Source organism: Streptoverticillium olivoreticuli subsp. olivoreticuli (assembly GCF_003391135.1).
Classification (GTDB): Bacteria; Actinomycetota; Actinomycetes; order Streptomycetales; family Streptomycetaceae; genus Streptomyces; species Streptomyces blastmyceticus.
The window spans coordinates 5,240,861-5,255,303 of record NZ_CP031455.1 but is presented as its reverse complement, the minus strand read 5'-3'; the positions used below and the strand labels follow the sequence as shown (position 1 = coordinate 5,255,303).

Sequence of the window (14,443 nt, the reverse complement as noted above, 5' to 3'; positions counted from 1 at the left end):
GGGGGTATCTTTTTGGCAACCACGGGGGCACACACAGAGAAACGGAGGAACCCGGTGATCCAGGAACGCGCCAGGCGGACCAGGGAACATGTACTCGACGCCGCCGCCGAGGAATTCGCCCGGCACGGCTACGCCAATACCGTCCTGCAGACGGTGGCGACCCGCATCGGCATGACCAAAGGCGCCCTCTACGCCCACTTCCCGTCCAAGGAAGACCTGGCACACGCCCTGCTCCAGCACTTCGCCGACGCCTGGGACGACATCCGCGCGGCCTGGGGAGACCTGGACCGGCCGGCGCCCGCGACGCTGCTCGCGGCCGCGTTGAGCCTGGCCAGGCGGCTGGAGTCGGACGTACGGATGCGGGCGGCGCTGCGGCTGTTCGCGGACGGGGGCATCGCCACGGACCGGGGGGCCAGGACCCTGTCGGAGATCCGGGACTGTCTGGCCGCCCTGGCCCGGCGCGGGCAGGAGGAGGGCGTCATCCTGGCCTCGTACGCCCCCGACCGCATCGTCAGGCTGCTCCTGGCGGTCGCCTGGGGCGCGCCCTACGCCCCGGGCGCGCCGGCCCTCGACGACCGCCTCTCCCCCCTGGAGGAGGACTGGGCGATGCTCCTCGACCTGCTCAGTCCCCACCCCCAACTCGCCCTCCACGCCCGCGAGGACGCCCCATGACCAGGCATGACGCATGATCAGCAGCCCATGGGAAACCGGGGGTTGCGCGGCGGGCAGCACATGTGTCACGCTTCTTCGCGAGCCACTGTGTCTTCTGGACCCCGACGTTGAACGCGTCCTTCGCTCAATTCCCTCGACCCTCCCCAGCGGATCCCCACAAGCTAAAAACATTCCTTCGGGAGGGTATTTAACAGTGGATGAACAGGAGATGGGACTGGTGACCCGCCCACAGGCCTTCGCCGCACAGGAACCCCGCGTGTCCACCGACACCGCAGGCCCCCTGTGCGCTTCGCCCCGGTGCCGCCGTGACCACGACGACCCCCACCCGCGCACCCGCCGCACCGGCACGGGTTCCCGCCTCTGCGGGCCCTGCCGGGAGCGGCTGGCCGACCAGCTCGCCGAGCTCCCCGGCCTGCACGCCGAGAGCGACCACGAGCTGGGCGGTCCGGGCCGGGCCTGGATGTCACCGCGCGTCTCCGGAAGCCGCGAGCTCCGCCTGCCGATCGACCCGCACACCGCGAGCGTCCGCGACCGCGCCCTGTGCACCCTCGTCTCCTGGGCCGACCTCGTCGTCGAGGAGCGCGCACTCGCGACACCCCCCGCACGCACCGTCCCGGCGCTGGCCGCGTTCCTGCGCTCCCAGCTCGCCTGGCTGGCGGCCCACCCGGCCGCCGGCGAGGCGGCCGACGAGATCATGCTGCTCGTCGGCACCATGCGCCGGGTGATCGACCCCGACCCCGTGGAGCCGGCCCCGGTCGGCGACTGCCCCGAACCGGGCTGCCACGGCACGGTGTCGATCTCCTCGATCGGCAGCAGCAAGGCGGCCCTGCGCGGGCTGGTCTGCGACGCCGGGCACACGCTTCCCCCCAGCATGTGGCTCCGGCTCGGCGACCGCCGCAAGGAGGTGGCCGCGGTATGACCCCCGCCGAGCGCGCCCGCCGCGTCCCCACCAATGTCGCCGCCCTCGCCCTCGGGGTCACCGAGGGCACCATCCGCCAGTGGGCCCACCGCGGGCGCATCACCCGCTACGGCACGGCCCGGCGCGCCACGTACGACCTCGACGAACTCGCCGAGCTGGTCCGCGGATCGCGCCCCTGAGACTCCGGCCGGGCCTCCCCCCTGCCCGGCCGGGCAGGACCATCGCCCCGGTGCCGCACCCCCGTCGGCACCGGGGCCACTCCCCGCCCCGTACACGCACGTCATCGGCACGCACCGCCCTTTTGAAGACCAACCTCCCGAACGGAGAAGCACGTTGCTGGAACACCGCAAGCTCGGCAGCCAGGGCCTCGAGGTCGCGCAGATCGGCCTCGGCTGCATGGGCATGAGCCAGTGGTACGGCGCCACCGACGACACGGAGTCGGTCGCGACCGTCCACCGGGCCCTGGAGCTCGGCGTCACCATGCTCGACACCGCCGAGGCCTACGGTCCGTACGACAACGAGGAGCTGCTCGGCAAGGCCCTCCGGGGCAAGCGCGAACAGGTCGTCATCGCCACCAAGTTCGGCTTCCCGATGAAGCTCAAGGACGGCTCGACCGCCAAGGTCGACAGCCGCCCGGAGCACATCCGGGAGGTCGTGGAGGCCTCGCTGCGGCGGCTGCGGACGGACCACATCGACGTCCTCTACCAGCACCGCGTCGACCCCGACGTCCCGATCGAGGACGTGATCGGCACCATGGCGGAGTTCGTCGAGCAGGGCAAGGTCCGCCACCTCGGCCTGTGCGAGGCCGGCGAGAACACCATCCGCCGCGCCCACGCCGTGCACCCGCTGTCCGTGGTCCAGAGCGAGTACTCGGTCTGGGAGCGCAACCTGGAGGACGGCGTGCTGCCGGCCCTCCGCGAGCTGGGCATCGGCCTCATCGGCTTCTGCCCGCTCGGCCGCGGCTTCCTCACCGGCAGCGTCGACCGCGCCGAGAACTACCCCGAGGACGACTTCCGCAGCCACGACCCGCGCCTCCAGGGCGAGAACTACGACCACAACATGGCGATCGCCGCGAAGATCAAGGATCTGGCGGGCCGCCACGGCCTCACCCCCGCCCAGCTGGCCATCGCGTGGGTGCTGCACCAGGGCGACGACATCGTGCCCATCCCGGGCACCAAGCGCCGCACCTACCTGGAGGAGAACCTCGGCGCGGCCGGGGTGCGGCTCGACGCGGAGCTGCTCCGCGAGATCGAGGAAGCCGTCGACTCCTCGCAGGTGGCCGGTCCCCGCTACAACGAGAAGATGATGGCCTTCATCGACCGCTGATCCCAGCGGCCCTCCTTATTTCCTGACTCCGAGCACCGGCGGCCTCCCCCTCCGCCGGTGCTCGGCGTTTTCGCCGGCCCTTGCCGCTCCCGGCAGGCGCACGCACTTGCTTCACCCTCCCTCACCCAGTCGAACCCATGCGGAGAGAAGTGGACATGTCCATATCGGATTGGCAGAAACACTGGAAGGCGCGCCGGGGCCGCTTCATCGAGGAGTGCCGCCAGGCGCACGAGCGGCTGCTCGCGGACCTGAAGAACCCAGGGGCGGCCCAGGAGCGTGTGCTCGACGACATCATCGGTGTCAGCGCGGCCTCGCTGCACTGGAAGGAGCGGGGCTACGACACCCTCGCGAAGGACGCGACGTCCTTCCGCTCGGCCCTCCCGATCATGCGCTACGACGACTTCGCCGAGGTCATCGAGCGGGAGACCCGCACCAAGGGCGGCACCCTGACGTGCAGCCCGGTCCTGCGCTGGCTCAAGACCAGCGGCACCACCGGCACCCCCAAGCGCGTCCCCTACACGCTGCACTGGCTGCTGACCTACCGCATCCCCGCGATGATGGCGATGTGGGGCACCTATCTGGAGCACCACCCCGAGCTGCTCGCCCACCCCTACGCCACGCTCGACACCCAGACGGTCCGCGAGGACGTCAGCGACTTCGTGCACGGCGTGGAGCACCAGGCCGTCAGCAACCGGCACCCGCAGATCAACACCCGGGACTGGAACCCGCCGTGGTACGAGGCGCCCTGGTTCGGCCCGGACACCCCCACCAGCCACGAGGGCCGGATGTACCACCGCATCCGCCACCTCCTCGGCAGGAACCTGCATTACATCTCCTCGATCAACCCCAGCACTCTGATCTCGCTGCGCGACCTCATCGCGGTGCACGGCAAGAGCCTGGTGCGGGACCTGCGCGAGGGCACGGTGGAGGGCGAGCCGTGGGGCGAGCCCGACCCGGCCGCCGCCGACCGCCTGGAGGCGGTGCTGGCCGACCCGGCCTTCAGCCTCAAGGACGTCTGGCCCTCGCTGACGCTCTACAGCTGCTGGCTGTCGGCGTCCGCCGGGCTCTACCAGAGCAAGCTCGACGCGGTCTTCCCCGGCGTCGCCAAGCTCCCCTTCATGAGCTGCGGCACCGAGGGCGTCACCACGATCCCGGTGGACGACACCGCCCACAGCCAGCCGCTCGCGATCAGCCAGGCGTTCTTCGAGTTCGTCCCGGCGAGCGTGCCGCTCGGCGAGCTCGTGGAGCGCGGCGAGGCCGTCCCCACGCTCCTCTTCGACGAGGTCGAGGCGGGCGAGGACTACCACCTGGTCATGTCGCAGGGAAACGGCCTCTACCGGCTGTGGACCGGCGACATCTACCACGTCGACCGCGTCGAGGGCGGTGTGCCGTGGATCCACTTCCTGCGGCGTGACGGCGTCTTCCACTCCTTCACCGGCGAGAAGATCACCGAGGCCCAGGTGACCCAGGCCATCGAGCAGGGCGTCGCCGGACTCGGCCTCGACATGGGCCTGTACATGTGCGGCCCGCAGTGGGGCGAGCCCCCGCACTACGTCGCCCTGGTCGAGAGCCACGGCAGCGACAGGGGCATCGACGCCGCGCTGTCCGGGCGGATCGACGAGGAGCTCAAGACGATCAACATCGAGTACGCGTCCAAGCGCGACAGCGGACGGCTGGGGGCCATCGAGGTCGTCACCGTCCCGCACGACGCGATCAACGCGTACGTCGAGAGCCGGCGGCTCGCCGGCAACGCCACCCAGTACAAGTACAAGCCATTTCAGCAGGACATCGCATTCGTCGCCGACATCGTCGGCGACTGACCTGGAAGAGGCACACATGCTGGAGCTGAAGCGCCCCCCGCAGAACACCCGCAAGGAGATCGTCCACGTGCGCCGCGACGGCGCCGACCTCGCGCTGCACTTGTGGCGCCCCAAGAACCTCAAGGGCGCGATCTTCTATTTCCACGGCCTGCAGAGCCATGCGGGCTGGCTGTGGGAAGTCGGCCCGCAGTACGCGAACAACGACATCGCGCTCTTCGTCCTCGACCGCCGCGGCAGCGGCATCAGCGACGGCGAGCGCAACGACATCCCGGACGTCGACACCGTACTCGGCGACTACGCCGCCGCCCTCGCCGCCGTGCGCGGCATCATCGGCGACGAGGTGCCCCTCCAGCTCTTCGGGCACTGCCTGGGCGGCTCGTTCCTCGCCGCGCTGATGCAGCATCGGGACTTCGACATCCCCTACGACTCCGCCGTCTTCTGCTCGACCTGGCTCGGCAAGCTGCACGCCACCCTCTCCGAGGAGCAGCGGGAGGCGCTGGCGAAGGAGACGGGCACGCAGCTGTGGGACGCCGCGCTGAAGTCCACGGACTTCACCGACAGCGTGAAGTACCAGCACTACATCGACAACGACGACCTCGCCGTCCGGCAGCTCACCAAGCGCTCCCGCGCCACGCTCCTCGGCCTGGAGAAGCTCTACATGGAGCCGGAGCGCGAGCTCCCGCCGGTGCCGATGGGCTACGTCTCCGGGCTCACCGACCCGATCGTCGACCTCGACGACGCCCACAAGACGTTCATCGAGATGACGCGGGGGCGCGGCGGCATCATCAAGTTCCCCACCAACCAGCACTACCTCTACTACACCGACGTCCGCACCAGCCTCGTCAACTGGTCCTCCACCTACACCCTCATACCGGGCCTGGACCACCATGGATGAGGCTCGGCTGTACCACGTGGCGCTGCCGATGCGGGTGGGCTTCGACCACCCCGCGGCGCGCCGCCGCCGGTCCGACGGCCTCGTCCTGAAGCTGACCGTCGACGGCGTGGCCGGGCTCGGCGAGTGCGCCCCGCGCCCGTACGTCACCGGTGAGACCACCGACGGCGTGCGCAGGGAGCTCCGGAGGGTGCCGATGCGGCGCCTGCTGGAGCGGCTGCGGACCGCCGACAGCGCCGAACTCGCCGCGCTGCTGCGCCGGGACGGCTTCGAGCGGACCTTCGGCATCTCCGGCGGGAACAACCTGATCTGCCTGCTGGAGACCGCGGTGCTCGACCTCCTGGGCCACCGGCTCGGGCTCGGCGTGGGCGAGCTGATCCGCCCCGCCGGGCCCGGCCGGAGCGCCGGGGGCCCGCTGCCGGTGTCCCAGGTCATCGACCTGGGCATCGGGGTGGAGGAGTTCCTGGCGACCCGCGGCCCGTTCCACTTCGTGAAGGTCAAGGCGTCCGACGACATCGAGCGCGACGCCCGGACCGTCACCGCGGTCCGCGAGGCGCTGGGCCCCGGCGTCCCCGTCATGGTCGACGCCAACATGAGCTGGTCCTACGACGACGCGCTCCACCACATCGAGCTGCTCGCCGGGTGCGGCGTGAACCTGATCGAGGAGCCGCTGCGCAAGGGCGCCTGGACCGAGCTGCGCGAACTGCGGCTCGCCACCGGGGTGGCGATCATGCTGGACGAGTCGCTGTGCTCGCTCGACGACGCCCGCACGGCGGTGCGGACCGGCGCCGCCGACGCGTTCAACGTCCGTGTCGCCAAATGCGGCGGGCTGCTCCGCTCGGCGGAGATCATCGACTTCGCGCGGCAGCACGGCATCGGCTTCCAGGTCGGGGTCCAGGTCGCGGAGACCGGGCCGCTGATCGCCGCCGGGCGGCAGCTCGCCTTCCGGCACCGGGACGCGATCACCGTCGAGGCGGGCCAGTCGGACCGCTTCTTCGAGCGGATGATCGTCACCCCGCCGCCGGCCGTGGACCGCGGCTCCAACACCATCTCGCCCGCCGACGGCGCCGGGTTCGGGATGGCCCTCGACGACAGCGCCGGCGACTGGGCAGTGCTCAGGGCCGCCGGGGACACCGACCAATGGCAGCCCCTCGTGGCAGCAGCGAAGGCCGAGGCATGACCAAGTACTTCTCCGACGTGATCGTCGAGTTCCTGCGCCAGCAGGACATCGACTACGTGACCTTCAACCCCGGAGCGTCCTTCCGCGGCGTCCACGACTCGCTCGTCCACGAGGACAACGCGGAGATCGCCCCGGAGATCGTCATGGCCTGCCACGAGGAGATCGCCGTCGCAATCGCCCACGGCTACCACAAGGCGAGCAACCGGCACATGGGCGTCTTCGTGCACGCCAACGTCGGCCTGCTGCACGCCTCGATGGCCGTCTTCAACGCCTGGTGCGACCGGGTGCCGCTGTTCGTGCTCGGCGGCAACGGCCCGCTGGACGCGGGGAAGCGGCGGCCGTGGATCGACTGGATCCACACCTCGCAGAACATCGAGTCCGTGGTCAAGGACTATGTGAAGTGGTGCGACCAGCCGACCAGCCAGCGCGCCACCGTGGAGTCCCTCTACCGCGGGTTCAAGCTGATGAACACGCCGATGAAGGCGCCCGTCTTCGTGGCCCTGGACTTCGACATCCAGGAGCAGCCGCTCCAGGACGACGTACGGCTGCTGCCGAAGACGGCCGCGCTGGCCACCGAGCTGCCGCCGCTGGACGCGCTGTCCGCGGACAGCCTCGCGACGCGGCTGCGGGACAGCGAACTGCCCGTGCTGATCACGGACTTCTCCGGCCAGGACCCGCGCACCGTCGCCCCGCTGACCGCCCTCGCGGAGCGCCTGGGGCTGGCCGTGGTCGACCGCGGCAACCGGATGAACTTCCCCAGCACCCACGAGCTCAACCTCTCCGGTGCGACCGCGGGCCTGCTGGAGGACGCGGACCTGGTGCTCGCCCTGGAGGTGCAGGACCTCGCGGGCGCGCTCGGTTCGTTCCTGGAGCTCGACGACCACGGGAAGCCCGCGAACGGCGCCCACGTCGTCACCATCGGCGCCAACGACCTGCTGACGAGCAAGTGGGCGGCGGACTACCAGCAGTTCGTCCCCGTCGACCAGGCCGTGGCCGCCGACGCCCTCGGCAGCGTCACCGCGCTGCGCGAGCGGGCCGAAGACGCCTCCTTCGCCACCCCGGAGTTCACCGCCCGGCGCGATGCGCGCGTCAAGAAGATCTCCGCCGCCCACCTCCGCGCCCGCGCCGAGTGGGCCGAGCAGGCCGCGGAGGCCAAGGGCAACGAGATCATCAATGTGGCGGCCGCCGTGGACGAGATCCACCGCGCCGTCCGCGACGAGACCTGGGTGCTGGCCAACACCGGCAGCCTCACCATCGACGGCTGGGTCAAGAAGCTGTGGCCCCTGGAGCGGCCGCAGAGCTACCTCGGCCTCAACGGCGGCGGCGGGCTCGGCTACGGTCTCGGCGCGTCGGTCGGCGCCGCCCTCGCCCACAAGGACGACGGGCAGATCGTCATCGACCTCCAGTCCGACGGCGACTTCCTCTACACCCCCAGCGCCCTGTGGACGCTGTCCGCCTACGAGGTCCCGCTGCTGACGATCGTCATGAACAACCGCCTCTACCTGAACTCGACGCAGCACGCCGCGCGGATCGCGGGCAACCGCGACCGCGACATCGACCGCGCGCACATCGCCACGAGCTTCTACGACAACCCGGTGGACTTCGTGACCCTCGCGCAGTCGTACAACATCCACGCGCTGCCGCGGGTCGAGTCCATCGCCGACGTCGCGCCGGCCATCCGCGAGGCGGTCGAGTTCATCAAGGCCAACGGCAAGCCGGCGCTCGTGGAAATCCTCATGGAATGACCGGCGGCGCGACCCCGGGGCGGGCGGGCCTCCCCCGCCACCGGACACCACCCGCACCGGCCCCTTCCTCCCCAACCCCACCGGCTCCCCCGGGAGTTCACCGACGTCCATGGAGGGCGTTCCGCCGTGACACAGTTCTTCGCATGCACGTACCAGGGCGAGCGGCTCATCGGCTTCGACGAGCCCGCCGACGGAGCACCGCTGCACCTCTACCGGACGGCGGGTGACGACCTCGGCGCCCAGCTGGCGGCCGCCGGTTACGACCCCGCCGCGTTCGCCGCCGCCGTCACCGCGGGCGGCCCGGCCGTCACCGTGCCGGCCGACCGCCGCCACGAGGTACGCCACCTGCCGCCGCTGCTGCCCACCGAGCTGGGGAACGCCCTGGTCAGCGGGTTTATGCAGACCCACAACGTCAAGGTGGCCGACGAGCCGGAGGACGGCGGGGAGCGCCCGCAGCCCAACTGGTTCTTCAAGGGCCTCGGCACCTCCCTCAAGGTCGCGGGCGACCCGCTGACCGTGCCCGCCGCGGCCGTCGCCGTGTGCGAGGAGGCAGAGGTCGTCCTGATCTACATCGACGACGAGGAGGGCAGGCCCCGCTACGTCGGCTACACCTTCGGCAACGACCTCACCGACATCGGGCGGTTCAAGCGCGACAACGGCCACCTCTCGTACGCCAAGCTGTGCGACGCGGCCGTCTCCCCCTGGTTCTTCTCCGGTGAGCCGCCGCGCTCGGTGACCGGCAAGGTCTCCGTCGAGCGGGACGGCGTGACCGCGTGGGAGGGCGGCTTCACCACCGGCACCGACGCCCTCGCCTACCGCCTCGACGGCATGATGGAGCACCTCTTCTCCTACCCCCCGCTGCACCACCCCGGCCGCGTCCACTACGTCTTCATCGGCGCGGACCGCAGCAGCTTCCACGCGGGCTTCCGCATCGGGGACGGCGACCGGCTCACCATCGACGTGGCGAGCCACGGCGTGACCCTGACGAACGTGATCGCCTGGGACGGCTCCGAAAGGCCGGTGGAGTGACCGTGGAGCTGATCCGGAAGCTCAGCGACGTCGAGGCGTCCTTCGCCTACACCCACGGCCTGCTCAAGGGAAACACCCAGGTCACCACCTGGGTGAGCGTCGACGCCCTGCTCGGCGACGCGGAGCTGCGCGACGCCGTGGAGCGCTGGGCGCGACGGCTGCCGCTGCTGCGGGCGCGCATCGAGGAACGGGACGGCTCGCTGTGGTTCCGCGAGGGCCCCGGGCCGGAGCCGGAGCAGCTGCGCCGGGGCCCGCTGCCCGCCGGGCGCCCGCCCGAGGACCTCCAGGGCGAGGAGCTCAACGACGTCCTGCCGACGGGCGGCGCCCTGTGGCGGCTGCGGGCGGCCGCCGACGAGGAGGCGGGGGTCACGCACCTCTACTTCACCCGCAACCACGCCATATCCGACGGCCACTCCACCGGCGGCACGCTGCGGGTGCTGCTGGAGGAGCTCTTCGGGACCCCGTCCGGCGGGGAGCCGGAGCCCTTCTCCCGCAACGGCGACGAGCTCACCTACCGGATCCCGGCCACGGACGTCCCGGAGGCGGAGGCCGTGCCGGACGCGCCCGTGGACCCGATCCCCTTCGCCGTGCGCGCGCCGTGGCCGGAGCGGGGCGCGGCGTTCGTGCCCGTCGACCTGTCGGCGGCTGAGTCGGAGGCCGTCAAACTCTACTGCCGACGCCGGGGCTTGACGGTCAATCAATTCTTCGCGACGGCGCTCGCGGAGTCCTTCGCGCTGACCACCGGCCGCGACGAGGTCGAGTTCTTCACGGCCGTCTCCCTGCGCCGCCGCTACGCCGAGACGGAGCACCTGACCGACCTGGGCTGCTGCATCAGCGTCGTACGGGCGCCGCTGCGGCTCGACGGCGGGAGCTTCAAGGACCACGCCCAGGCGTACCGGGACGGCTTCCGGGCGGCCGACGCCGCCTGGCGGCCGGCGGCCCGCGACCACCGGGAGATCCGCGCCGCGGTGGAGGCCACGGCGGCCGCGGACAGCTCCCCGGGCATCTGCATCACCAATGTGGGCCCGGTCGACGCCTCGCTGGGGGCGCACGTGGAGCGGGTGACCGGATTCCGTACGGTGGTCAGCCGCACCGGCGCCAACTACGGCCTGGTGCTGCACCTGTCGACCTTCCGGGGCGCCTTCGGCCTGGCGCTGTCGTACGGCACGCCGAGCGTCGACCGGGCCGTCGTGGACGGCACGGCGAAGCTGCTGCGGGAGCGCGTCGCCCTGGCGGTGGCCACGGCGCCCGGGGAGGACCCGGGGCCGCGCCCGCCGTACGGCTCGGTCGCTATTCCGGCCGGCCCGGCCGCACGGCCGCGTCCCGCAGGACGAGGTCGAGCAGCCCGGGGAAGCACTCCTCGAACTCGGCCTTGCGCAGCCGGTTGATCCGCTTGGCGCCCGCGTCGCGCTGCTCGATGAGCCCTGCCGAGCGCAGCACCGCGAAGTGATGGCTCAGCGCGGCCTTGCGGACGGGCACGTCGAAGCTCCCGCAGGTGCGCTCCCAGTCCTCGCTTCCGGCCAACTCCCGCACGAGCGTGAGCCGTACGGGGTCGGAGAGCGCGGCCAGCGCGGTCTCCAAGGCCACGTCCCGGGGGTGGACATGCTCCGGTGGCGTGCGATGCGGCGCCGACGCCGCGACGTTTTCCCTGCTCATGACGGCCTTTCTGACGAACGATTGCAAAGTGTTCGACGTTCTGCGTACAGTTTACGTGTTCGCCTCACGTCGAACAGTCTATTCGAGTCGTGCGTCCCCGGCTCCCGCCGACCCCGGGGCGGGTACTCCCCCGGCCCGCCCCGGTCCCGACTTTCCCCGCAGTTCCCCCTGCCCTTCACCGACCTTAGGAATAGGCATGTCCCAGAGTGAACCCAGTACTGCGAAAAGGAAGCTGTCGCTGCTCGCGGCCTGCCTCGGGTTCGTCGTCGTCATCCTCGATGTCAGCGTGGTCAACGTCGCGACCGACGCGCTGAGCAAGGACTTCGGCGGCAGCCTCTCCGGGCTGGAGTGGGTGATCAACGGCTACACCCTCACCTTCGCCGCGTTCCTGCTGTCCACCGGCGCGCTGGGCGACCGCTTCGACCCCAAGCGGATCTACCAGGTGGGCTTCGCGCTCTTCGCCGTGGCGTCCTTCGCCTGCGGCGCCTCCACCACTCTGGTCGCGCTGATCGTCTCCCGGGTGATCCAGGGCCTGGGCGCGGCGATGATCGTCCCGTCCTCGCTGTCGATCGTGAACAAGTCCTTCCCGGACGCCACCGAGCGCGCCAAGGCCGTGAGCCTGTGGGCCGCCGCCGGCGGTCTCGCCCTCGCCCTCGGCCCGGTGGTCGGCGGTGTGCTCATCGACCAGCTCGGCTGGCGCTCGATCTTCTTCGTCAACGTCCCGATCGCGATCGTCGGCATCTGGCTGACCCAGGTCAACGCGCCCGGCACCGTCCGTGACCCGCAGGCGCCGCGCCGCTCCTTCGACGTCCTCGGCCAGGTCCTGGCCGTCCTCGCGCTCGGCACCTTCACCGCCGCCATCATCGAGGCCAACGGCAAGGGCTGGGGCTCCACGGTCGTCGTCACCTGCCTGGCCGTCTTCGTGGTCGCCACCATCGCCTTCCTGGTCGCGGAGAAGAAGAGCGGCGACCCGATGCTGCCGCTGCACCTCTTCGGCCGCAAGGCGTTCACCTCGACCTCGCTGATCGGCGTCCTGGTCAACTTCGCCTTCTACGGCCTGATCTTCGTCTTCAGCCTCTTCTTCCAGACGGCCTGGAGCTACTCCCCGATCGTCGCCGGCCTCGCGTTCCTCCCGATGACCGCCACGATCATGATCGCCAACCTGGCCTGCGGCCCGCTCGCCAAGCGCTACGGCGCCCGTACGGTCCTGATGACCGGCAGCACCCTGGCGGCGGTCGGCTACCTCGCGACCCTCCCGGCCGTGAACTCCGGCTCGTACGTCGCGATCATCGCGCAGTTCCTGGTGGCGGGCTTCGGCATCGGCCTGGTCGTCCCGGCCATGACCAACGCCATGCTCTCCGCGGTCGACTCGGGCAACATCGGCATCGCCTCCGGCGTCCTCAACGCCTCCCGCCAGCTCGGCGGCCTGATCGGTGTGGCCGTCATGGGCCTGATCGTCGGCCACGCCGACGCCGACACGTTCACGTCGGGCCTCCAGACGGCGCTGGGCTGGGCGGTGGCGGCGCTGCTCCTGTGCGTGCTGCTCAGCGCGTTCGGCATCCACCGGGTCGCCAAGACGAAGGCTGCGACCGCCGCGGCCCCGACCCCGACGAAGACAGCCGTCCCGGCCAAGTAACACGCCGCGGGGGGCGGGGGTTTGTTCCCCACCCCGCCCCTTCCCACAGCATCTGATGCTCGGCTCCGCCGAGGCCGGGGCTCCGCCCCCAGACCCCCGAGGGTGCGCATTTCAGCCCGTCCGGCGATTGAGGACAGCGCGCGAAGCGTGCTTCGGGGTCTGGGGCGAAGCCCCAGTTCGGGAAGGGGCGGGGTGGGGAACAAGCCCGCCGCAGGCGCAAGCAAGCCGCACCCCGAACCCACAGACCCAGAACCGTCGGCCCCGCGCCGGCGGTTTTGTCATGCCGGCGTATCCGCCGTCGGTAGATGCCCACAAGGCAAGCAGAGAAGGAGGTATACGCCGGCATCACCACACCGCAGAAAGGAAAGCGCATGCCGCATCTCATGCTCGAACACTCGGGCAACATCCGTGAACAGGTCGACATCGAGCGCCTCTTCAGGGAACTGCATGCCGCGCTCTCGGAAGTCGGCGGCTTCCGTGTCCAGGACTTCAAGAGCAGGGCCGTCCGCCTGAACGCCTTCATCGGCGACGGCACCTACGAGCAGGCCTTCGTCAACCTCGACATCCGCACCTTCGCCGGCAAGCCGGCGGAGGCGAAGCGCCTGATCAGCCAGGAAGCACTCCGCGTGCTGGGCCGGCACTTCCACCGGACGATGGCCGAGACCTCCTGCGACATATCGGTTCAGATCACCGAGCTGAACCGCGAGAGCTATTCCCGTACCCGTTCCGAGGACCTGGTCCCCCAGGCCCCGTCACTACAGGAGAGCACCGCACAGTGACCGAATACCAAGGAAAGCGCGTCCTCGTCGTGGGAGGGAGCTCCGGCGTCGGCCTGGCCACCGCCCGGCGGTTCGCCGCGCTCGGCGCCCACGTCACCATCGCCTCCCGCTCCAAGGAGAAGATCGAGGCGGCGCTGACCACGCTCGGCGACCGGGCCACCGGACAGCCGCTCGACATCACCGACAACGCCGCGGTCGAGGAATTCGCCGCCGCGGCGGGCGAGTTCGACCACGTCGTCATCTCGGCGGCGGACACCCCCATGGGCCGGGTGGACACCCTGCCGCTGGAGGACGCGTACGCCGCGATGGACAGCAAGTTCTGGGGCGCGTACCGCCTCGCCCGCGCGCTGACCGTCCGGCCGGCCGGCTCGCTGACGCTCGTCACGGGCTATCTGTCCGTACGCCCCGGAAAGGCGGCCGCGCTGCAGAGCGCGATCAACGCGGCCCTGGAGGCGCTGGTTCGCGGGCTGGCCCTGGAGTACGCGCCGCTGCGCGTCAACGCGGTCTCGCCGGGCCTGCTGAAGACCCCGCTGTGGGACGCGCTCCCCGAGGCGAACCGCGAGGCGATGTACGAGGCGGCCACGGCGCGGCTGCCCGTCGCGCGCGTGGGCGAGCCCGAGGACATCGCGGAGGCGGTCCTCTTCACGGCGGGCAACCCGTACACCACCGGCACGACCCTGTTCGTCGACGGCGGCGGCTCGATCGCCTGACCGGCCGCCCCGATTCCGCAACGCCCAGGACGGGCTGGACAGCCGCAGTTCGAGAACCACGGTTCGCGAACTCCAGCCC

The 14,443-nt window shown here is 71.0% G+C and carries 14 protein-coding genes; 13 read left to right on the top strand and 1 reads right to left on the bottom strand.

The features are described from left to right. Window positions 1-54 precede the first annotated feature (54 nt). The 10 genes from DXZ73_RS23110 to DXZ73_RS23065 all read left to right on the top strand — a co-directional run bounded on the left by DXZ73_RS23110 (window position 55) and on the right by DXZ73_RS23065 (window position 10,971). Window positions 55-672 (top strand): TetR/AcrR family transcriptional regulator, encoded by a 618-nt coding sequence (locus DXZ73_RS23110; RefSeq protein ID WP_162890295.1) that lies wholly within the window; start codon window positions 55-57, stop codon window positions 670-672. 217 nt (window positions 673-889) lie between these two features. Then, complete coding sequence (locus DXZ73_RS23105; protein ID WP_162890294.1) at window positions 890-1,591, top strand: OvmZ protein; 702 nt, start codon at window positions 890-892, stop codon at window positions 1,589-1,591. Continuing rightward, window positions 1,588-1,770, top strand: coding sequence for a hypothetical protein (locus DXZ73_RS23100; RefSeq protein WP_116212992.1), 183 nt, complete (start codon window positions 1,588-1,590; stop codon window positions 1,768-1,770). Before DXZ73_RS23105 ends, DXZ73_RS23100 begins: the two co-directional genes overlap by 4 nt. A gap of 154 nt (window positions 1,771-1,924) precedes the next feature. Further along, complete coding sequence (locus DXZ73_RS23095) at window positions 1,925-2,917, top strand: aldo/keto reductase (protein WP_240351451.1); 993 nt, start codon at window positions 1,925-1,927, stop codon at window positions 2,915-2,917. A gap of 155 nt (window positions 2,918-3,072) precedes the next feature. Further along, window positions 3,073-4,737, top strand: coding sequence for a GH3 family domain-containing protein (locus DXZ73_RS23090; protein WP_116212991.1), 1,665 nt, complete (start codon window positions 3,073-3,075; stop codon window positions 4,735-4,737). Window positions 4,738-4,753: 16 nt separating this feature from the next. After that, window positions 4,754-5,632 carry an alpha/beta hydrolase gene (locus DXZ73_RS23085; protein ID WP_116212990.1) on the top strand — a complete coding sequence of 293 codons (879 nt, stop codon included), beginning with the start codon at window positions 4,754-4,756 and terminating at the stop codon, window positions 5,630-5,632. Next, window positions 5,625-6,809, top strand: a complete 1,185-nt coding sequence (locus DXZ73_RS23080) for a mandelate racemase/muconate lactonizing enzyme family protein (protein WP_116212989.1) — start codon at window positions 5,625-5,627, stop codon at window positions 6,807-6,809. Before DXZ73_RS23085 ends, DXZ73_RS23080 begins: the two co-directional genes overlap by 8 nt. Then, entirely contained in the window at window positions 6,806-8,554 is a 1,749-nt protein-coding gene (locus DXZ73_RS23075) for a thiamine pyrophosphate-binding protein (protein ID WP_205519208.1), read from the top strand. Before DXZ73_RS23080 ends, DXZ73_RS23075 begins: the two co-directional genes overlap by 4 nt. Window positions 8,555-8,680: 126 nt before the next feature. After that, window positions 8,681-9,583 (top strand): FAH family protein, encoded by a 903-nt coding sequence (locus tag DXZ73_RS23070; RefSeq protein ID WP_116212987.1) that lies wholly within the window; start codon window positions 8,681-8,683, stop codon window positions 9,581-9,583. Between the two features lie 2 nt (window positions 9,584-9,585). Next, entirely contained in the window at window positions 9,586-10,971 is a 1,386-nt protein-coding gene (locus DXZ73_RS23065; protein ID WP_116212986.1) for a hypothetical protein, read from the top strand. On the opposite strand, the gene DXZ73_RS23060 is transcribed toward DXZ73_RS23065, so the two are convergent. Further along, a complete protein-coding gene (locus tag DXZ73_RS23060) occupies window positions 10,874-11,239 on the bottom strand; it encodes an ArsR/SmtB family transcription factor (protein WP_116212985.1) in 366 nt (121 codons plus the stop codon). The two genes, DXZ73_RS23065 and DXZ73_RS23060, sit on opposite strands and share 98 nt — an antisense overlap. Before the next feature lie 196 nt (window positions 11,240-11,435). On the opposite strand from DXZ73_RS23060, the gene DXZ73_RS23055 reads away from it, so the two are divergent. The 3 genes from DXZ73_RS23055 (at window position 11,436) to DXZ73_RS23045 (ending at window position 14,364) form a co-directional block, all read left to right on the top strand. Then, on the top strand, window positions 11,436-12,875 hold the full coding sequence (locus DXZ73_RS23055; protein ID WP_116212984.1) for an MFS transporter: 1,440 nt from the start codon (window positions 11,436-11,438) through the stop codon (window positions 12,873-12,875). A gap of 371 nt (window positions 12,876-13,246) precedes the next feature. Then, a complete protein-coding gene (locus DXZ73_RS23050) occupies window positions 13,247-13,654 on the top strand; it encodes a 5-carboxymethyl-2-hydroxymuconate Delta-isomerase (protein ID WP_162890293.1) in 408 nt (135 codons plus the stop codon). Continuing rightward, a complete protein-coding gene (locus DXZ73_RS23045) occupies window positions 13,651-14,364 on the top strand; it encodes an SDR family oxidoreductase (RefSeq protein ID WP_116212982.1) in 714 nt (237 codons plus the stop codon). The genes DXZ73_RS23050 and DXZ73_RS23045 overlap by 4 nt, the downstream gene beginning before the upstream one ends. The last annotated feature ends 79 nt before the right edge of the window (window positions 14,365-14,443 follow it).

Coding starts and splice junctions, on each gene's coding strand:
- DXZ73_RS23100 (WP_116212992.1), top strand. CDS start 1,588: ATGACCCCCGCCGAGCGCGCCCGCCGCGTCCCCACCAATGTCGCCGCC.
- DXZ73_RS23090 (WP_116212991.1), top strand. CDS start 3,073: ATGTCCATATCGGATTGGCAGAAACACTGGAAGGCGCGCCGGGGCCGC.
- DXZ73_RS23085 (WP_116212990.1), top strand. CDS start 4,754: ATGCTGGAGCTGAAGCGCCCCCCGCAGAACACCCGCAAGGAGATCGTC.
- DXZ73_RS23080 (WP_116212989.1), top strand. CDS start 5,625: ATGGATGAGGCTCGGCTGTACCACGTGGCGCTGCCGATGCGGGTGGGC.
- DXZ73_RS23075 (WP_205519208.1), top strand. CDS start 6,806: ATGACCAAGTACTTCTCCGACGTGATCGTCGAGTTCCTGCGCCAGCAG.
- DXZ73_RS23060 (WP_116212985.1), bottom strand. CDS start 11,239: ATGAGCAGGGAAAACGTCGCGGCGTCGGCGCCGCATCGCACGCCACCG.
- DXZ73_RS23055 (WP_116212984.1), top strand. CDS start 11,436: ATGTCCCAGAGTGAACCCAGTACTGCGAAAAGGAAGCTGTCGCTGCTC.
- DXZ73_RS23050 (WP_162890293.1), top strand. CDS start 13,247: ATGCCGCATCTCATGCTCGAACACTCGGGCAACATCCGTGAACAGGTC.